Raw genomic sequence first — 18,996 nt, 5'->3', positions numbered from 1 at the left:
CGGGCCTGAAGGCGCTTTACGCGCCCCGATCCGGCCTTCGCGTCGAATCGGGGCTCACGTACGCGGGCCTGAAGGTGTCTACGCGCCCTGGTTCAGCCTCTGTGTCGAATCGGGGCTCACGTAGTAGTGCACCAGCGCGTTCTCGCCCGCCGCGTTCAGCCAGTCGGCGCGAGCGCTCGCCACACGTTGCCATCCGGCACGTTCGTACAGGGCGATGGCCGCGTGGCCGTCGTCGGACACGTTGAGCGTGAGGGGCAGTCCGAGGTCGCTCGCCTCCCGGCGGACCACGTCAAGCAGGTGGGTGGCGTGCCCGTGACCTCGCCCCCGGGGGGCGACAAAGAGCCGGGTGATCGATCCGACGACACCGATCGGCGTGCCGAGGGCCAAGGCCAGGGGCGGTTCAAATGTTGCCACGTCAATGGAGGAGAGCCCTATGTGGCCGACGATGTCGGAACCCTCAACCGCCACCCACGCCTGAACAAGATCCAATGGTGTCAGCCATCCCTGGGGATCGGAGGGCCAGTTCACCGGGTAACCGTCGGACGTGTGCACCGCGGCGAGAGCATCGACACAGGCGCACAGATCCTCGCTGGATCTTGGGCGGATCAAGGACGTCGTCATCGGGCAATCCTCGCAGAAGGGACTAAATGCCCAAATCGGGTCAGATGATCTATTCGCCGTCCAGCTTCACGGCCTGCGCTATGTAGTCGCGGAGGGCGTCCCGGTCCATGGAATCCAGTTTTTTGATCTTGACGTGCCGTGTCTTCTTGCCCACGCCCGCCAGCAGACCGTGGGCGTCCTCGAACTCGGCGCCCCGCTCGAAGGCGAAGGTGATGTGCGTCTTGCTGGGGCTGATGATCGCCAGAGGCTTGTTGCCCTTCCAGGCGGGGGACCCGTAGATGATCGTCTCGTCCGCCTCCGGTGCGCACTCCGCCATGAGCTCGCGGAGAACCCTGACGATGTCCTGGTGCTCCGGGATGACCCTGGTCTTCACATATTCGTCCACGTCTGCGCTGCTCATGGACCCTCCTTTGAATTGCCTGGTTCGGGCCTGTCGCGCGACGTCCAGGTCCCGGCGTGGGGCGCCCTCCGCGGGCGCCTTCCGGCACCGTGGAAGCCGCGCCCGTACATAAAGCATTGAAGGTGGGGGCGCCGTCAAGATGCGTGGGACAACGCCGTATATGTCCCTCCATCCGGCGTTCGGATGGGGAAGGTCTTGGTCCGCTCCCCGTAGAGGGTGAATCGACGTATGCCGGGGCGCCGTGGGTGGCGGTGCCGTTCTCCGGTGCGGCACGGATGTCTCTGTATGAAATTGATATGGGACAAAACTCGCGATAAAGAGAAAATTGGTCTGGAATGACACGGGGAGGTATTTTGACGAGGCTCGTACGGATTAACAATGAAAGGGTTCTCGCGGTCGACGAGAGGGGCGAACCAGGGGGAAAGCCGGTCTTCCTGCTGCACGGAACGCCGGGCAGCAGGGTCGGCCCGTTGCCGCGCGCATCGGTCATCTACCGGCTGGGGGTCCGGCTGATCACCTATGACCGGCCGGGATACGGGATGTCCGACCGCAGGTTCGGCCGGACCGTGGCCGATGTGGCGGAGGATGTGGCGGCCGTCGCCGACGCCCTGGAGCTCGACTCGTTCGCGGTGATCGGCCGGTCGGGTGGCGCGCCACACGCGCTCGCCTGCGCGGCACTGCTGCCGGGCCGTATGACGAGGGCGGCGGCGCTGGTCACGCTCGCCCCGCCGGAGGCCGAGGGGCTGGACTGGTTCCGGGGCATGGCGGCGTCGAACGTGATCGAGCACACGACGGCGGCGAGCGGCTCCGGGCCGATCACGGCGCTGCTGGCCCCCGCCGCCGCCCGGATCAGGGCCGACCCGACCGACCTGGTCCCCGCGCTCGACGACGACCTGCCCGAGCCGGACCGGAACGTGGTGGCCGACTACGGCATCCGCAGGATGCTGGCGCACAACTTCGCCGAGGCGCTGCGCAGCTCGACCGCCGGATGGGTCGACGACGCCCTGGCCTTCTGCTCGCCGTGGGGCTTCGATCCCCGGAACATTACCGTGCCGACGCTGCTCTGGCACGGCGACGCGGACGTGTTCTCTCCCGTCGAGCACTCGCGCTGGATGGGCCGCCGCATTCCGGGCGCCACCGTGGTCATCCAGAAGGGCGCGGCCCACTTCGGAGCGCTGCAGGTCCTGCCTGACGTGCTCGCCTGGGTGGCGGAGACGTGAGCCAGGTTCTGCCTGACGTGCTCGCCTGGGTGGCGGAGGCGTGATCCGGAAGGGCTGAGCTTCCAGGTCCCGCCCGGCGTGGTGAGGCGTGACCTGGAGGAGCGGCTCCGCAGCCCGGGTCGGGCTGCGGAGGGGGGACCTAGAAGGGCTGAGGTTCCAGGTCCCGGTTGATCCGGCGCCAATCCCTGAGGTTGCCCAGGGTCGGGTGGGTCTCGCCCATGACCCGGGCCATCACCGGCAGCAGCCGCTCGCGCTGCCGCTCCGCCGGCTCGGCCTGCCCGGACGTCCACAGGGTCACCGACAGGTTGGCCTCGCAGGCGAGCGCGTCCGGATGCTCGGACCCCAGCTTGACCCGTAGCGCGTCGAGGGTCTGACGTTCGAGCTCCTCGGCCTGGGCGGTGCTCCCGTCGTCACCGAGGCAGTTCGCGTAGTTGATCGCGGCGGACAGGGTGAACGGGTGGGTCTCGCCGAGCTGCCGGCGCAGTCCGTTCAGGGCGATGTTCGACTGGGCGAGGGCCTCGCGCAGCGCGCCCGTCCCCCGGAGGTAGATCGTCAGGTTGTTGAGCGCGATGAGCGTTCCCGGGTGGTTCTCGCCGAGGTCCGCCCGGTACGTGCGCACGATCTCGGCGGCGAGGTTACGGGCGCCCACCTTGTCGTCCAGGGCGGACAGGCAGCAGGCAAGCTCCAGGGTCGCGGCCAGCGCGTCCGGAGTTCCGGGATAGTGCTGCTGGTAGCGGTCGTACGTCTCCTTGGCCAGCTCCAGCGCCTTCTCCTGGTCGCCGGCCCGGCGCAGGGAGACCGCGAGGCTCTTGGCCGCCCGGAGCGTGTCGACGAACCGCTCGCCCAGCGCCTCCCGGTAGTGCTGCAGGCTGCCCTGCAGAAGCTCGACCGACTCCCGGTAGAGGCCCACCTCGCGCAGGTCGCGCGCGAGCTGGACGGCGGAGAACAGGGTGTAGGGGTGATTGACGCCGAGCACGCGGGTCCGCCGCTGCAGGGTGTCCTCGTCGAGCTCGCGGGCGCTGAAGCCGTCGCCGACCAGCCGGTAGCACACGGCCAGGTTGTTGGCCGCCGCGAGCGTACGCGGATGGTCCTCGCCGAACAGCGTCTTCCACCGGGCATAGGTGACCTTGTCCAGCTCCAGCGCGCCCTCGTAGTCGCCCTCGGCGCGGAAGTCGGCCCCGAGCCCGCCCCGGGTGAGCAGGGTGTGGGGATGGTTCTCACCGACCACGCTCCGCTGCTGGTCGAGCACCCACCCGTCCAACTCCTTGGCCTTCGCGTAGTCCCCCTGGGAACGGGTCACGTTCGCGATGTTGAACAGCAGGTGCAGGCGCTGGCGGTCATGGATGCCGAAGATCAGCTCCCAGTAGTCCGCGAGGCGGTCGCCGAGGGAGCGCGCGGAGGCGAAGTCACCGCGCTTCCACAGGTAGCGCACCCGATCGGTGAGCAGCTGGCGGGTCTCCTCCTCGGTGCACTCGGTGGCCCGGCAGGTCTGCAGGTGCTGCCAGATGAGGTCGTACCTGATCCAGTTCTCCGGGTCGTCCACGTCGCCCTGACGCGGCCTCGCGCCGACGAGGATCCGGTGCACCTGGTGGCAGACCTGCTGCTGCTCCTCCTCGCTCATCTGGCTGCGGATGACCGCCTGGACCAATCGGTGCACCTGGATCGTGTTGTTGCCCTGGTCCACCTTGGCCAGCGCGAACCTGCCGATCTCCTGGATGACCCGGCCGAGGACGAGCTTCTCGCGCAGCGTGTCGTCGTACGGCAGGAGCGCCTCGACCATCTCGTCGCTGTAGAGGAGCTGCATCGAGATGGGCTCGGGGGCGAAGAACGCGCAGAGCTGGAGCAGCCGGACCGAGGCGGGCGAGCTCTCCTGGAGCTTGGCGAGGGAGAGGTTCCAGGTCACCGCCACCGGGTGCGGGTAGTCGGCGGGCTGGCTGAGCGACAGGACACGGGCCGTCTCGGTCTCCAGCTGCTCCAGGAAGGTGCCGGCCGGCATGCCCGTCTCCGCCAGCCAGGCGGCGGCCTGCTCGACGGCGAGGGGCAGGTTGCCCAGGGCGTCGGCGACGCGCACCGCGTCTTCCGCGGCGAGGCCGGGGACGCGGCGGCTCAGGTGCTCCAGGCTCTCGTCCCGGCTGAAGACGTCGACCTCCAGCGGCGCCGCCACCGCCGACCACGCCTGGTTGCGTGAGGTGATCAGGACGTGGCCCGACGAGCCGCCGGGGAAGAAGTCCCGCAGCTCCTCCGGCTCGCCGGCGTTGTCGAAGATCAGCAGCCAGCGTCCGTGGGGTTCCCCGCGCCGCAGTGCCTCGCGGACCGCGGTGACGACCTCCGCGACGTTCTCGCTGACGGGGATGCGCAGCTGCCTGGCGAGTTCCTCGAAGGTCGAGTTGATCCGCTCCCGGTCCTCGGAGGAGATCCACCAGACGAGGTCGTAGTCGGCGCGGAACCGGTGTGCGTACTCCAGGGCGACCTGGGTCTTTCCGACTCCGCCCAGACCGTAGAGCGCCTGGGGGAGCACCACGGCCGAGTTGCCGCCGACGAGCTGGCTGCGCAGCGTGTCCAGCACGGCGCCGCGCCCGGTGAAGGCCGCGTTCCGGGCCGAGACGTTCCACACGGTCGGCTCGCTGCCGGGGAAGCGCGCGCCGAGCGCGGTCGTGTCGAGCGCGGCGCCGTCCTCCGTCCGGCCGAAGGCCTTCAACAGGGTCTCGGCGGCCGCGTGCTCCCCGATCCTGGTGAGGTCCGGCAGGGCGCGGTCGCCGAACGGGGAGGGATAGCGCGACTCCGTGACGCGTACGGGGATCAGCTCGACGCGGTTCGCGGATCCGGCGCCGGTCAACCGCTGCCACACCTCAAGGGCACGGGGTGATCGCACGTACGCGTTGGACAGCACGACGATCGTCCGCGGCGCGTCCCCCGCGAAGTCGGCGGCGTGCTCGGTCTCGACGCCGCGCAGCGAGACGCGGTAGCCGTACCGGTCGAGCAGGGCCGCCATCCAGTCGGCCCACATGCGGTCCTCGGAGGCGTAGCTGACGTACACGTCGGTCTGGTACGTCGGGTCGCGGCGGACGAACGCCTTCAGATGGTGCAGCCGTACGGACTCCTCCATCTGCGGGAACGACGTCACCGCGCCCTCGGTGACCGCCCCGGTGAGCCGTTCGAACGCGGCCAGTATGGAGCCCGGCCGGTTCGGCTCGTCCCCGAACGTCGCCAGGATCTCCTCGAACGCGTAGAAGGGTGTGTACGGAACCTCCACCGCGCCCCAGTAGTGGTTGACCTCCTCCGGCGTCATCCCCTTGGGAAACCGGTCGAACTTGCGCTTGGCGAGGTTGCGGCCCGCGTCGCACTTCTCCTTCTCGCCCGTGTCGATGCGCATGGGGACCGGCAGGATCCGGATGTTGCGGTCGCGGTAACGGTCGTCGATGTGCCGTGCCACCGAGGAGGCGCCGTCGATGCCCTGGTCGGAGAGGGTGAAGCAGTCGACGAGGACGTCCGGCATCTGCACGGTGCAGATCTCCGCGATGTCGCTCAGCCCGGTGCGGCTGTCGATGAGCGTGTAGTCGTAGCAGGCCTTCATGTCGTCGCGCAGCGCGTCGAAGAACTGGCCGCCGCCCTGCCGCTCGTAGAAGTTGTCCCAGTCGAAGCTGGAGACCAGGGAGGAGTAGTCGCGGTTCTGCCGCCCGGCCGAGACGAAGTCGAGGGTGCCCTCGCCGGGAAACTCGAAGTCGAGGGAGACGGCGTGCGGCTCGACCCTGGCGTACTCACGGTGCCAGTCGCGCGGCCGCGCCTCGTTTTTCATGGCCGCCCACTGGTAGGTGGTGATCAGATCGATCACTCCCGACGTGTTGGCGACCATCCCGTTGTCGAGAAAGGGCCGGAAGAACTTGTGCAGACCGGGAGACTCCAGGTCCCAGTCGAGGACGAGCACCCTGAGGCCGCTGCTCGCGAGGATCCACGCCGTGTTGGCCAGCGCCATCGTGCGCCCGGTGCCGCCCTTGTAGCTGTAGAAGGTGACGATCCGGCCCTCGCTCATTGTTTTACTCCTCCGGCCCGATGAGCCTGGGTCTGTCGACTTTGCCGCCCTCCGGCGGGTAGGCGGGGGCGTGCTTGAAGTACTGCTGGGCAGCGCGGTTCAGCGTGTCCGGCAGGTGGCTCTTGAAGGCGTCAAGGGTGGGGATGTCGGAGACCGCGGCGGGCTCGGTGAGCTTGTTGCCGAGGGCGGCGGTCAGGTGAACGCGCAACTGCGATTCCCGCGCGATGGTCTCGGTGTCCTCGCGATTCCACGGGACCATCACCGCGATCCACTGGCGGCCGGGCCGGTCGATGGGGCGCAGCGTCGCTCGGCACTCCTCACGCGTGGTGGCCCACGGGTCCACCAGCATCACGCCGGGCGAGCGCGGCTCCTCGGCGGCGAGCGCCTCCGCGTGGTCCTCCAGCGATCCCACCTCGGGCAGGAAGCCCCGGGAACGTGCCAGTTCGGTGGCGAAGTCGGCCAGCGGCCGCATGCCGTTCCGGCTCCGGTACGGGTCCCACTCATGCGGGGTCCTGCCGTAGTGGTAGGCGTCCCGGCCGTCGGGGAGGTGCTGCATGTCGGGCGCGACCACGGTGAGGGTCATCGGCCGCTCGGGGGTGTTGTCGGTGAACGCGCTGGGCATCTCCCGGTAGTCGTCCACCCGGCCCACGGGCATCGTGACCTGCTCGGCGACTTCGATGATCCGCTGTGCGAGCCGCAGGGTCGCGTCCTGGTACTGGTTCCGGTACTTGTTCAGCTTCATGATCCCGTAGAAGCCCTCTTCGGCGTACCGGGCGCCCAGGTCGGCGTGGTTGAACTGGATGTCCTCCGCCGCCTCCGGCAGCGCGACGCTCCGCATCGGCGTCCAGATGGCGGGCACGATCGCGGCGGGCAGCGGCTCCCCGTGGCCGTGGGTACGGTCCAGGAAAGCGGCCCATTCCTTTCCGCAGTGCTCGCTCTCGAAGTAACGCGGAGAATAGAGCGGGACGAACACGCGGCACGTCGAAAGCTGTTTGGAGAGCGTGAGCGCCCAGTCGTCCCCGGTGCGCAACGCGCGGTCCATGTATCCGGCCGATCCTGCCGGGACTTTGGTGAGGTGCATGATGTGCCCGCACAACACCCGGAAGAGCTTCTCGACCCACTGGTTGGGATCGCCGCCCCCGTCGGTAAGGTCGTACGGCGGAACGTGCGCGTAACTGAGAAAGAAATACGGTCCGGCTGATTCCTTCTCGGCAGACATCCGCCTCCTTCCCCCCGGGATCTCACTATAGGAACGTGGCCTATGGCAGGAAAGTGCCACCGGGAAAAAATATAGGCGCAGGCACAATTACGGATCGCAACGCGAAGAATTATCGGGCGGTTTCAGCCCGCGATCCACTTCGCATGGTGCTCGCGGGCCAGCAGCGCGGCCGCGGCCGCGGCCTCCTCGGACACGGGCTCGGCCAGCCAGGGCGCGACCGACCCGCGCATCCCGGCCACGAAGAGCTCGCCGAGCGGTGTCATCGACCCGGACTCCGCGAGGCTCTCGATCGCCTCGGCCGTCTGCTCCCGCCAGCGGGCGAACTGAACGTCGCCCCGGGCCGGCGCGACCCGCCGCCGCACCTGCCAGTAGTGGGTGACCGCGATGTGCGCGTATGTCCCCTGGAGCAGGCCTTCGAGCGGCCTCGGGTCATCTCGCCAGGGCGCGTAGAACAGCCGGCCGTCCGACTCGTCGAACAGGCTCACCGCGTCGAGCACGGCGCCCAGCTTGACGTGCTGGAACTCGTGGATCATGAGGAGCGCGAGCGTCGCGGGGTCGGCGGGCAGGGCGGCGGCGATCGCGCCGAACGCCTGCCGCGCAGTGGAGCTTCGGTCCCCCGCCTTGCCCGGCACCAGGGGCATCAGCGTGGTGAGCCCCTCGCGCAGGCCAGGCGCGTAGTCCGGGTGATCGGCCTCGACCATCGCCCAGGCTTGCTCGAACGCGACCTGCCACGCCGCGGCGTCCTCCTCCGACAGGCGCGCGGTCGCGGCGTGCGCGTGGCAGTCGCGGAACGGGTCGGTGTCTTCCAGGGCGACCGAGAAGTCTCCCGCGGTGAGCCTGCGGAGGGGATGCCACACGCCGGGCTCGCGGCCGGGCAGCGTGAACCGGCCCCCCGCGATGTCGAGGCGCGCCGTACGGCCCGCGCCGGCCTCGAGCACGCCCAGCGTGGGCAGGTGGATCGAGCCGTCAAGGATCTGCACGTCGATCGAGGCCTCGATGCCCGCCCGGATCGCGGCGGCGGCGGCGATGTTGGCCAGATGCCCGGTGTGTCCTGGCTCGCGCAGGCACTCCACCGCCCAGACCCGGACGTACGGGTGGGCGAGCACGGCTTCGACGGCCTCGCGATGCTCGGCGTCCAGCCGGGTGAGCAGCTCCCACGCGGCGCCGGTCTCGCCCCGGGCGTGGACGGCGGCGAGCAGCGCGCGGCGCAGGCTGCGCTGCGCCTCGGCGAGCCGGGTGACGTCGTCGCCGCCGCCGAAGCCGCCGGCGAGCGCGTCGATGGTCTCGTACGGCACGGTGTGAACGGGCATCTCGGTCCTACGGCGGACGTGGGTGATGAGCGCGAGCAGGTCGTCGCTGTAAACGCTCGGATTGACGAACCCGGAACCGGTCCGGAAGCGGTGGGCGTAGAGGCCGCCGCCGCAGCTGTCGACCACCGGGCAGGCGCGGCAGGTGTCGCACAGTCCGTCCAGGCCCTGCTGCCGGGCGAGGATGCCGGTGTGCCGGGCCACCGCGTCGAGGTCGTCCCGCAGCACGTGCAGCCCGGTGGCGGGCGCGCCGTCGTAGGTGGTCTTCAGCGAGTCGGCCTGTTCGTACGCGCCGTCGGTCTCGATCACCACCAGGTCGGACGGCTGGAGCCCCAGGGACTCGGTCAGGCTGGACTCGCCGCGGCTGGTCCTGATGATGGACTCGAACATCCGGACCGGGGTCCGGCCGCCCTCGGCGAACCAGGTCTCGAAGATCGCGATGAGCCAGTCGGCGTATGCCGTGGGCGTCGGCCGGGCGGGAGGGTCGTCCCAGGTCGCGTGGGGCAGGAGGAAGTCGATGCGGGGCGGGTCGAGATCGGCCAGACCGCGGTAGACGGCGATCGGGTCGTTGGCGACGTCGATCGTGCACAGCAGCCCGGCGTACAGCTCGGGCCGCCCGCGCAGCAACTCGATCGCGCGGATGACCTGGTCGTAACTGCTGCGCCCGTCGCGGTAGCGCCGGTGCCTGTCGTTGGCCGCGCGGTCGCCGTCGAGGGAGATGCCCACCTTCACGTCGTGTTCGGCGAAGACGTCCAGGAAGCCGTCGTCGAGCAGCACGCCGTTGGTGTGGATCCGCAGATCGAGCTCGCAGAGCGGGCCGACCTGGGTGCGTAGATCGCCTGCGATCCGGCCGAGCCGGTCGCGGCCCGCGAGCAACGGCTCGCCGCCATGGAGGACAACGTGCACGCGGTCGAGCGCGTGCTCCTTGACATGCTCCGCGATGCGCAGCGCCGACCAGGCGATGATCTCGTCCGACATCACTCCGGGACGGCCACGCCAGCTCTGATCCGCGTGTTCGTATACGTAACAGTGGTCGCATGCGAGATCGCACCGACTGTGTACTTTTAGTACGAATTGCCGGAATGGCACGAAGGGCCTGATCATGGCGGCCCTCCTCGGGGGATCAGATCGACGAGTTGAAGGCTGCCACGGCGACGGGCGGAACGGCGGAGGACGTGGGAACAATCCTGCGGAGAATATCGCCGAGGTCGTCTTCGCGGACGAGAGACAGCGGCACGTCTCGAAGGTCTTTGATGCCAGTTGAGACGCTTGCTGGCTTCTCTTCCGTAAGGTTCATAACCCCGTGCCAATACTCGAACGAGCATTCGAAGAATGCTGCAGATGGGCGAGAATTCTAATATCGCCACGCTACCTTGGACGGCACAGGTGCGCGTAGCCTTCCGAGGAAGTTATTCCACCGGCTTGACCAGGTCAAACGCCGGGCATTCGGCATCGGGTACGACGGGTAACCAGACCCGTGACCGTACTCCGCCACCGTTTGGAAACCATAAACCATAATATTCCAATGTAAAAACCCTATCCCAACTATGGGGTGTGATCCAGAGCGCCGCCTCCCGGATCATCCCGTCGAAAGCGGTCCGTAACCAACGGACGCGCGGGGCCGCCGGAGTCGAGCGGGGGCCATACGGCGATGTGCCCCCGGGGCTCATGTGGCGGATGGGGTGGGGGCGGGGCGCGGTTTGAAGTGGGTTAAATGTTCCTTCTGTCGGAAATGTTATTTATTGTTCGATTTAAGTCATTATGTGAGGTGGTTGACCGGAGGAGCAGCCGGGTCGCGACGGGTGTGGACGATCATCGGAATATCGGACACCCGGGCGATGCCCGGAGTCCAATGGCGGTGCACAGTGCCGCAGGCCGGGGCGGCCGTCTGGATCGCACGGTTCGCCGGCGAGCGCCGCAGGCGTTCGACGTCTCTCACCGGGATCGGTGCGGTGGATCGTGTTCTGGGTTACAACTGGTTCACAAATGGAACCAGTGAATGCGGCGGCACGTGGTGCATACAAAGCAGGTCGCGTCGCGGTTGGCCCAGTCAAGATTGAGGAATGACATTCCCGTGGTCTGCAGCTTCCATCGATGAGACTCGAAGAGCTGATTTTTACACGTGTCACAACTCAAGTTTTGGCCATGGGGAAGTGTGACAGGCTCAGACATGCTGATAATGCTAGCCATATATTCCCGGGTTGCGCGGTCGCCGTATATTTTGGTGAGCGATTCGGAGTCGAAGCAGCTCACCGGCCCCATCCCGCTAGTTCGATGATTTCTTCCCGTCGCCGGTCGGCGTGCGGACGTAGAGACCGATTCATGAATATCCGAAGTCATCGGTGGACTTCAGGGTGAAATCGCGGTCGCCCATGAGGGCCAGATAGCGCTCGTCGTCCTCCACGAAGGCGCTGTTCTGGTGCTTTCTGCCGCCGGTGACCACCCAGACACGCTCAATGCCTTTCATGGCGGCGGTCAACTGCGCCGCGGTTCTCGGAGTGACCTGGCCGGGAGCATAGGTGAGGTCGCGCAGGTTCCGGTAGGCGTCCCCGTACACCGCGGCGAACAAGCGCCAGCGTTCGTCCACGGAGAGTACGGGGTGGACAGGGCCACGACGGGGTTGCGCGTCACGCTGGATGCGGCATTTCCCCGGCGGAACGGCCAGGTTGCTCGCCGCCGCTTCCGGCCGGCCTCACCCGGTCTTTCGCGGCTCCCCCGGTGTCACGTCGGCGCTGGTGCGGCAGTCGAAAGCAGTCGATGGCGCCGATCGGCGGATGGCCGGGGAACTGTCGCGATGAGCCGGGAACTCCTGGAGCGTACGAGGTTGCTCGCGATGGCTCCGGAGGCACCGCCGTGTACGGGGTGCGGTTGACATCCGGCGCGGGACGGAGCGGGAAACCCCTCATGCCGGAGATCGGGGGTGTGCGGTGAAGGGGTTCTTCTCGGTGACCTCATGCGTGCCCGGGAGGATCGTCGGACCCGGTCCCTGAGCACTCCTGCTCGAATGGCCGGAGGTGTCATCGTCCCGGCCGCGCCCGCAGGCGGGATTTCAGCCCCAGGGGGTGTTGTCGGTGCCGCCGCCACCGGTGGTGGGGGTCGGGGTGGGGGTCGGGGTCGGGCTGGTGACCGGTACGACGGTGTCCGCGGTCGCGGAGGTGGCGAAGACGCTGCCGGCGCCGATGGCGCCGACGGGAATCAGGGCGGCGAAAGCGAGGCGGATGACGAGGGAGCGGAGGGTGCTGTTCATGGCCTTTACCTCATGTCTTCTTGGCGCTGACCTGCGCGTTTTTCGAATAACCACAAGGTATTCGCGGCTGACATCCGATCCCTATCCGTTCGCTTCTGGTCCGGCATCCACCGGCGATGGCGTGGCGTCGGCGGGCGATGGCGTGGCGTCGACCGGCGGGAAGCCCGGCGTTGGAGGGCGGGAAGCCCGGTGTGAAACCGGGGGAGCATGCCGGGGGAGAGGCGGCCAACGAGCGCTTCCGGGGCGATGACGATCCCCACGGCTTCCTCGACGGTAGGCACGCCGGGGACCGCGGCCACGGCGTCGTCGATCAGAGTCGCCTCGGCCTCGATCGCGCGGGCGGATCGCCGAGGGGCGAACGCGGGGCGTGAGCCCGTCGCCATCGCCGGGACAGGCCGTCGCTGTGCGGGCGGCCGTCACCTCACCGGAGGGGTGGACGAACGGCGGGCGCGCTCAAGCCGAGGGGCGCGTCGGGCGGCGGCAGAGGCACCGTCGAACGCACCCGGGCGCGCTCAAGCCCGGGGGCGCGCCCCCCTGTCACGTGGACCGGGGCGCGGACCCTATCCGTTCAGGAGAGGACCCCGACGTGCGCGAGGGCCTGCATCAACAGAACACCCTGTCCGCCGGGCATCTCCTGCTGCACCAGCGGGGAGGCCGCCTCCTCCGGCGTGAACCAGACGAGGTCGAGAGCGTCCTGGCGAGGGCGGCAGTCGCCGGAGACCGGGACGACGTAGGCGAGGGACACGGCGTGCTGGCGTGGATCGTGGTACGGCGTGACGCCCGGTGTCGGGAAATACTCGGCGACGGTGAACGGCTGCGGAGAGGCCGGGATGTGGGGCAGCGCCACGGGCCCGAGGTCTTTCTCCAGATGGCGCAGCAGCGCGTCGCGGACACGCTCGTGGTGGAGCACCCGCCCGGAGACCAGCGCCCGGCTGACCGCCCCGTCTGAGGCGATGCGCAGCAGCAGGCCAACGCGGGTCACCAGGCCGGTGTCGTCGACCCGCACGGGTACGGCGTCGACATAGAGGATCGGCATCCGTTCCCGCACCGACTCCAGTTCTTCCGGAGCAAGCCATCCAGGTACGGTTTCGGTCTTTTCGAACATCTGCTGATCGTACTTCCCCGTTGCGCCGGTGCGGTTGGAGCTGGGCCTTCTCCGTGTCGCGTCTCATGGCCGAGCCGTTCCGTGATCTCAGCCTCGGCGGCCGGGCCGAGTGCGAGCCGGTACGCCTCCGGCTCCGCGCACCTGATCCGTCAGAGATCCTTCCGCCCCGGCCGGACATCGTTGACGCAATCGTAAGTCATCGCTAACGTTAGCAACTACTGACGGACTTGAGTGGAGGAACGACCATGGGACAGCCGATCGCATTCTTCGAGGTGGTCAGCCCGGATCACCGGCGGGCGCAGACGTTCTACGGCGAGCTGTTCGACTGGCAGATCGCCCCGGACCCGGCAATGGGCGGCTACGGCCTGGTGGAGACCGAGGCCGGCGAGCACGCCATCGGCGGCGGCATCGGGCCGTCGATGCAGCCCGGCGACACCGGGGTGAAGATCTACGTGAAGGTCGACGACCTGGACGCCTACCTGGACCGGGCCGAGGCGCTCGGCGGCAAGCGCCTGGTGCCCCCGATGGACCTGCCCGGTGACTTCGGCCGATTCGCGATCTTCACCGACCCGGACGGAAACCAGGTCGGTCTGTGGGCATGATCGAACGGGACGCGACCGACGAGGCGCTGCACGCACTCGCCGAGCCGCGCCGTCGTGCCATCCTGCGGCTCGTCGCCCATGACGAGCTGGCAGCAGGGGAGATCGCCGCGGCGTTCGAGGTCAGCCGTACGGCGATCAGCCAGCACGTGACCGTGTTGAAGAACGCGGGACTGCTCACCGAACGCCGCGACGGCACCCGGCGGCTGTACCGGGCCCGGCCGGAAGGCCTGGCCGAGCTGCGGGCGTCGCTCGACGAGATGTGGGCCGATGCCCTGGACACCGCCCGCCGGCTGGTCGAGGCCGATCGCGGCCTCCGCGACACCACCGAGGAGGTCGGCCGTGCCGGCTGACCGGCGCCCGCCGAGGAGGCCGGCCCATGACCACCCATAGCCGACCACCGGTCACTCCGCTGCGGCGGCCACCGGTCCGCCAGACCACCCTCGTGCGCAGCGACGTCGACCACACCTTCGAGGTTTTCGTCCGCTCGATCGGCGTGTGGTGGCCGGTGCAGCCGTTCTCCGCCGGGCAGGACCGGGTGCGCGACGTCACCGTCGAGCAGCGGGCCGGCGGCCGCGTCTACGAGACCTGGCAGGACGGCACCGTGGTCGAGTGGGGCACGCTGCTCGTCTGGCAGCCGCCCCACCGCCTCACCATGACCTGGACCTCCACGCCCGTACCGACGGAGGTGGAGCTGGCCTTCACCGCCCTCGGCCCGGCGCTGACCAGGGTCGCCGTGGAACACCGAGGCTGGGAGTCGCTCAGCGAGGCCCAGCTGTCCGAGGACTGCGCCCTGCCCGGCGGCTACACCGGCGGCGGCTACGGCACGGGCTGGACCACCGTTCTCGCCCGCTTCACCGCCGCGGCCGAGGCGCCGCGTTCCCAGCCCGGGGGGTGGCGATAGGCCGTTTCCTCTACGGGCCCGCCCCTCGGCCAGGCTTTCCCGCCACCGTGACCGAAACCTGCCCCGACAGGACGGGCCCGTCCCTTGGTACGGCCGCCCGCCACCCCGCTGCCGACCAGTTGAGCCCTTCATGGAGAAGGGTCAGGCCACCTTGGAGGCCGGGGCCCTGAAGGTGTTGCAGACGCCGGGGGACTCGGCGTCGAAACCGCGCCTTGCCCAGTAGGCCCGGTTCTTGGTCGTGCCGTTGCCCTTGGTCTCGCCTTCCATCAAGTGCCGGTTGATGAAGGAGTCGACGCCGTGCGCTGTTGAGGCCCTGGTCGGCGCGTCTTATACAACCAATAGGTTGTGCAAGCTTGTGGTTGTAAGTAGGGTCGGGGCATGGCAGTCGTTGAAGACGAGTTGAGCCTGGTGTTCTCGGCGCTGGCCGACCCCACCAGGCGCGCGATCCTGGAGCGACTGGCTCGTGGTGACGCGACGGTGAACCAGCTCGCCGAGCCGTTCGCGATGACGCAGCAGGCGGTCTCCAAACACCTGAAGGTGCTTGAGCGTGCCCGCCTGATCACGCGGACCCGGACCGCGCAGTCACGGCCCTGCGTCCTGGACGCGGAGCACCTCGACCAGGCAGCCGGCTGGATCGTTCGGCACCGGCAGGTCTGGGCCGACCGCCATGACCGCCTCGACGAGCACCTGGCCGCCCTGCAAGCCGGGCAGCGCCGGGATGAGGGGACGACGTGATGACCGAGACCGGCGAGCTCACCTACCGGCGTGTGCACCGGGCGTCGCCCGAGTTGCTGTTCGACTGCATGACCACGCCCGAACACCTCGCCCATTTCTGGGGTCCGGCCGGGACGACCACGCCGGTCGGCAACATCACCATCGATCTGCGGCCCGGTGGCGTCTTCGAGACCACCATGGTCAACGATGCCGACGGCAGCACATACACGATGCGGGCCGTCTACGTCGAGATACGCCGTCCCGAGCTGCTGGTGTGGATCGAGCCCGGCGTCGAAGGCGGCATGCGGACCACGATCACCTTCGTCGATCTGCGCGACGGGCGCACCGAGGTGGTCACCCATCAGACCAACGTGCCGGCCGCATACCTCAGCGCCGAGGCGAGGGCAGGCTTCGCCACCGGCCTCGACCGCCTCGACGTCTACCTGGCCGGTCTGAACGCCCGGCAAGAACACCGGCACGATTAGGGAGCACGGAATGTCGGCAGTCACGTCAGCGGACGGCACCACGATCGCCTACGAGCGCACCGGCAGCGGGCCGGCGCTCGTCCTCGTCGACGGTGCCATGTGCTACCGCGGCGCGGGGCCGATGCGGCCGCTCGCCGCGCTGCTGCAGAGCGCCTTCACCGTCTACGCCTACGACCGTCGCGGCCGGGGCGAGAGCTCGGACACCACGCCGTACGCGGTCGCCCGCGAGGTCGAGGACCTTCGTGCCCTCATCGCGCAGGCCGGTGGCGAGGCCCACGTCTACGCCATCTCCTCCGGTGCGGCCCTCGCCCTGGCGACCGCGGCGGCCGGCCCCGGGATCACCAAGCTGGCGCTCTACGAGCCACCGTTCATGGCCGAGGTCGAGGACGACACCCGGATCAAGGAGTACACCCGACGGCTCCACGAGCTGCTCGACGCCGGGCACAGGGGCGACGCCGTGGCACTTTTCATGACGTACGTCGGCGTACCCGCCCAGGCGGTCGCCGGCATCCGGGCACAGCCGGGCTGGGCCATGCTGGAGGCGATCGCCCCGACGCTCGCCTACGACGACGAGGTGCTCGCCGGCGGCGGCGTGCCGCGTGATCTGACGGCGACGATCTCCGTTCCGGCCCTGGTCCTCGCCGGTGGCGCCAGCCCGCAGAGCCTTCAGCGGGCGGCGAGGGCCACTGCGGACGCGCTTCCCACCGCGGAGCACCGGACGCTCGACGGCCAGACACACGATGTGGCCCCGCACGCCCTCGCACCCGCGTTGGCCGAGTTCTTCGGCGCCTGACCACGAGCGGGCACGGTGCCCGGCACGGATGGGTGAGGTGCGCGGCGGTGACCGCGAGTGCCGGTGATTCATCTCGGACGCGATGACCCGCGATCCCGGCACCGCGCGAAGTGAACCGTCCCGAGCCTGATGGAGACCGCGGTGTGACCCGACTCCACCGAACTCGGGGTGCGTGGCGTCCACGGGGCGAGGCGCATGAATACGCTCTCATGGAGAGAAGACACAGTGCACTCGCAGGGCCTGGCCCGTTTTGAGGCCTTTCCGATAGCTAACGGAGGAATTACCGATGCCGACCATCCCGCTCCGTGAGCGCGCCTCGTGGAAGGCGCTTGAGCAGCACCATGCCGAGATCGGCGGTCGCCACCTGCGCGAACTGTTCGCCGAGGATCCGGAGCGTGGCGAGCGCATGACCGCTGAGGCGGCCGGGTTGTATCTCGACTACTCGAAGAACCGCGTCACGGACGAGACGCTGCGCCTGCTGGTCGAGCTTGCCCGGGATTCCGAGGTGGAGCAGCGCAGGGACATGATGTTCCGGGGCGAGCCGATCAACACCTCCGAGCACAGGTCGGTGCTGCATGTCGCGCTGCGGATGCCGAAGGGCGCCTCGCTCGTCGTCAACGGGACCGACGTCGTCGCGGAGGTCCACGAGGTTCTCGACCGGATGGCCGACTTCGCCAGGCGCGTACGCTCCGGCCAGTGGAAGGGCCACACCGGCAAGCCGATCAAGAACATCGTCAACATCGGCATCGGGGGTTCCGATCTCGGGCCGGTCATGGCCTACGAGGCGCTCCGTCACTACAGCAAGCGCGACCTGACGTTCCGGTTCGTGTCGAACGTCGACTCCACCGACTTCGTGGAGGCGACCCGGGACCTGTTCGCCGACGAGACGCTGTTCATCGTCTCCTCCAAGACCTTCGGGACGCAGGAGACCCTCACCAACGCCCACTCGGCGCGCGACTGGGTCATCGGCCAGCTGGGTACGGACGAGGCGGTCGCGCAGCACTTCGCCGCGGTGTCCACCAACGCCGAACGTGTCGCGGAGTTCGGCATCGACACCGCCAACATGTTCGGCTTCTGGGACTGGGTGGGCGGGCGCTACTCGATGGACTCGGCCATCGGCCTGTCCACCATGGTCGCGATCGGCCCGGAGCACTTCCACGAGATGCTGGCCGGCTTCCACGAGATGGACGAGCACTTCCGCACGGCCCCGCTCGCGGAGAACCTGCCCGTGCTGATGGGGCTGCTCACCGTCTGGTACGTGAACTTCTTCGGAGCGCAGACCGTCGGCGTCATGCCGTACGAGCAGTATCTGAAGCGGTTCCCGGCCTATCTCCAGCAGCTCACCATGGAGTCGAACGGCAAGCACGTGACCCGCGACGGCGACCCCGTCGACTACGACACCGCACCGGTCTACTGGGGTGAGCCCGGCACGAACGGCCAGCACAGCTTCTACCAGCTCATCCACCAGGGCACGCGGCTGATCCCGGTCGATCTGATCGGATTCGGCGTGAGCCTCAACCCGCTGCGCGACCACCACGACCTGCTGATGGCCAACGTCTTCGCGCAGGCGCAGGCTCTCGCCTTCGGCAAGACGCGGGAGGAGATCCAGGCCGAGGGCACCGCGCCGGAAGTCGTGCCGCACCGGGTCATGGAGGGTAACCGTCCCACCAACGTGCTGCTCGCCGAGCGGCTCACCCCGCACGTGCTCGGCGCCCTCGTGGCGCTCTACGAGCACAGCGTGTTCGTCCAGGGGACGATCTGGGGGGTCGACTCCTTCGACCAGTGGGGAGTGGAACTCGGCAAGGCGCTCGCCGGCCAGATCGCCCCGCAACTGGAGAGCGACGCCGAGCCGGAGCTCACCCACGACTCCTCCACCAACGCCCTCATCCGTCGCTACCGGGGCCTGAAGAACAAGGGGTGATCGGGCAGACCATGGGGTCGGCACACTCCACCCGTCGACAGCCGCGCTGCGGCGGCCTCTGAGCGCTCGATCAGGCCGAGCGCGTGCGCACGGACCCGAGGGGAAGGCCGTCATGGGGGACCTTCGCCGGGTCTTCCCCGCTGATCGCGTCCCGGGTGGCGCCGCAGCCGGACCGGCCTCCATAGAGGAAGAGCGGGTGCTCCCGAGGGAGTACCCGCTCTTGGTTTCCTACTGTCCGCTTCCCCTTATCGGGGCGGAAGGCTGGTTGCCGGGACGGTTCAGAAGGAGTGGCCGTAGTAGTTGCCCCAGTCGAAGTCGCGGGAGTTGCCCTCGCCGATGTGGGTGCGGAAGCCGTCGAAGCCGCCGCGGGCGCTGATGTTGAACTTCCACTCGCCGTGACCGCCGGTGGAGAACCGGCGGGTGTGCCAGCC

18 protein-coding genes are annotated in these 18,996 nt (G+C 68.7%); 8 read left to right on the top strand and 10 right to left on the bottom strand.

The genetic code is table 11. The features are described from left to right. Positions 1–78: 78 nt before the first annotated feature. Positions 79–621, bottom strand: coding sequence for a GNAT family N-acetyltransferase (locus CHC08_RS39560; RefSeq protein WP_089212522.1), 543 nt, complete (start codon positions 619–621; stop codon positions 79–81). Between the two features lie 49 nt (positions 622–670). Further along, positions 671–1,021 carry a DUF1801 domain-containing protein gene (locus CHC08_RS39555; protein WP_179282480.1) on the bottom strand — a complete coding sequence of 117 codons (351 nt, stop codon included), beginning with the start codon at positions 1,019–1,021 and terminating at the stop codon, positions 671–673. Between the two features lie 353 nt (positions 1,022–1,374). Between CHC08_RS39555 and CHC08_RS39550 the strand changes: the two genes are divergently transcribed. Beyond that, positions 1,375–2,241, top strand: a complete 867-nt coding sequence (locus CHC08_RS39550; RefSeq protein WP_218825707.1) for an alpha/beta fold hydrolase — start codon at positions 1,375–1,377, stop codon at positions 2,239–2,241. Between the two features lie 139 nt (positions 2,242–2,380). On the opposite strand, the gene fxsT is transcribed toward CHC08_RS39550, so the two are convergent. From fxsT to CHC08_RS39515, 7 genes are all read right to left on the bottom strand, one after another. Beyond that, entirely contained in the window at positions 2,381–6,271 is a 3,891-nt protein-coding gene (gene fxsT, locus CHC08_RS39545) for an FxSxx-COOH system tetratricopeptide repeat protein (RefSeq protein ID WP_143653544.1), read from the bottom strand. Positions 6,272–6,275: 4 nt separating this feature from the next. Beyond that, entirely contained in the window at positions 6,276–7,490 is a 1,215-nt protein-coding gene (locus tag CHC08_RS39540) for a TIR-like protein FxsC (protein ID WP_089212519.1), read from the bottom strand. Between the two features lie 122 nt (positions 7,491–7,612). Continuing rightward, entirely contained in the window at positions 7,613–9,901 is a 2,289-nt protein-coding gene (locus CHC08_RS39535; protein ID WP_089212518.1) for an FxsB family cyclophane-forming radical SAM/SPASM peptide maturase, read from the bottom strand. Positions 9,902–9,920: 19 nt separating this feature from the next. Beyond that, positions 9,921–10,094, bottom strand: coding sequence for an FxSxx-COOH cyclophane-containing RiPP peptide (gene fxsA, locus CHC08_RS53085; protein ID WP_143653543.1), 174 nt, complete (start codon positions 10,092–10,094; stop codon positions 9,921–9,923). Positions 10,095–11,117: 1,023 nt separating this feature from the next. Beyond that, entirely contained in the window at positions 11,118–11,384 is a 267-nt protein-coding gene (locus tag CHC08_RS39530; RefSeq protein WP_143653542.1) for a hypothetical protein, read from the bottom strand. 462 nt (positions 11,385–11,846) lie between these two features. Beyond that, positions 11,847–12,044 (bottom strand): hypothetical protein, encoded by a 198-nt coding sequence (locus tag CHC08_RS39525; protein WP_089212516.1) that lies wholly within the window; start codon positions 12,042–12,044, stop codon positions 11,847–11,849. A 568-nt stretch (positions 12,045–12,612) separates the two neighbouring features. Then, positions 12,613–13,149, bottom strand: a complete 537-nt coding sequence (locus CHC08_RS39515; RefSeq protein WP_089212514.1) for an NUDIX hydrolase family protein — start codon at positions 13,147–13,149, stop codon at positions 12,613–12,615. Positions 13,150–13,394: 245 nt separating this feature from the next. Between CHC08_RS39515 and CHC08_RS39510 the strand changes: the two genes are divergently transcribed. Genes CHC08_RS39510 through CHC08_RS39500 form a run of 3 tightly spaced genes read left to right on the top strand, consistent with a single transcriptional unit; the run spans position 13,395 to position 14,652 of the window. Then, a complete protein-coding gene (locus CHC08_RS39510) occupies positions 13,395–13,751 on the top strand; it encodes a VOC family protein (RefSeq protein ID WP_089212513.1) in 357 nt (118 codons plus the stop codon). Then, positions 13,748–14,101: an ArsR/SmtB family transcription factor gene (locus CHC08_RS39505; RefSeq protein ID WP_089212547.1), complete on the top strand. Its 354-nt coding sequence runs from the start codon at positions 13,748–13,750 to the stop codon at positions 14,099–14,101. Before CHC08_RS39510 ends, CHC08_RS39505 begins: the two co-directional genes overlap by 4 nt. Before the next feature lie 26 nt (positions 14,102–14,127). After that, positions 14,128–14,652: an SRPBCC domain-containing protein gene (locus CHC08_RS39500; protein ID WP_089212512.1), complete on the top strand. Its 525-nt coding sequence runs from the start codon at positions 14,128–14,130 to the stop codon at positions 14,650–14,652. Between the two features lie 141 nt (positions 14,653–14,793). Here the strand turns inward: CHC08_RS39500 and CHC08_RS52620 are convergent, their stop codons facing one another. After that, positions 14,794–14,922 (bottom strand): hypothetical protein, encoded by a 129-nt coding sequence (locus tag CHC08_RS52620; protein WP_275937239.1) that lies wholly within the window; start codon positions 14,920–14,922, stop codon positions 14,794–14,796. Positions 14,923–15,030: 108 nt separating this feature from the next. On the opposite strand from CHC08_RS52620, the gene CHC08_RS39495 reads away from it, so the two are divergent. From CHC08_RS39495 to pgi, 4 genes are all read left to right on the top strand, one after another. Further along, entirely contained in the window at positions 15,031–15,387 is a 357-nt protein-coding gene (locus CHC08_RS39495) for an ArsR/SmtB family transcription factor (RefSeq protein ID WP_089212511.1), read from the top strand. Continuing rightward, positions 15,387–15,851: an SRPBCC family protein gene (locus CHC08_RS39490; RefSeq protein WP_089212510.1), complete on the top strand. Its 465-nt coding sequence runs from the start codon at positions 15,387–15,389 to the stop codon at positions 15,849–15,851. Before CHC08_RS39495 ends, CHC08_RS39490 begins: the two co-directional genes overlap by 1 nt. A 10-nt stretch (positions 15,852–15,861) precedes the next feature. Further along, a complete protein-coding gene (locus CHC08_RS39485) occupies positions 15,862–16,644 on the top strand; it encodes an alpha/beta fold hydrolase (RefSeq protein ID WP_089212509.1) in 783 nt (260 codons plus the stop codon). 286 nt (positions 16,645–16,930) lie between these two features. Then, on the top strand, positions 16,931–18,565 hold the full coding sequence (pgi, locus tag CHC08_RS39480) for a glucose-6-phosphate isomerase (RefSeq protein ID WP_089212508.1): 1,635 nt from the start codon (positions 16,931–16,933) through the stop codon (positions 18,563–18,565). Positions 18,566–18,996 lie beyond the last annotated feature (431 nt).

This window comes from Streptosporangium subroseum (genome assembly GCF_900188345.1).
Classification (GTDB): Bacteria; Actinomycetota; Actinomycetes; order Streptosporangiales; family Streptosporangiaceae; genus Streptosporangium; species Streptosporangium subroseum.
The sequence above is the reverse complement of the archived record's forward strand: the minus strand, read 5'-3'. Positions and strand labels throughout refer to the sequence as shown.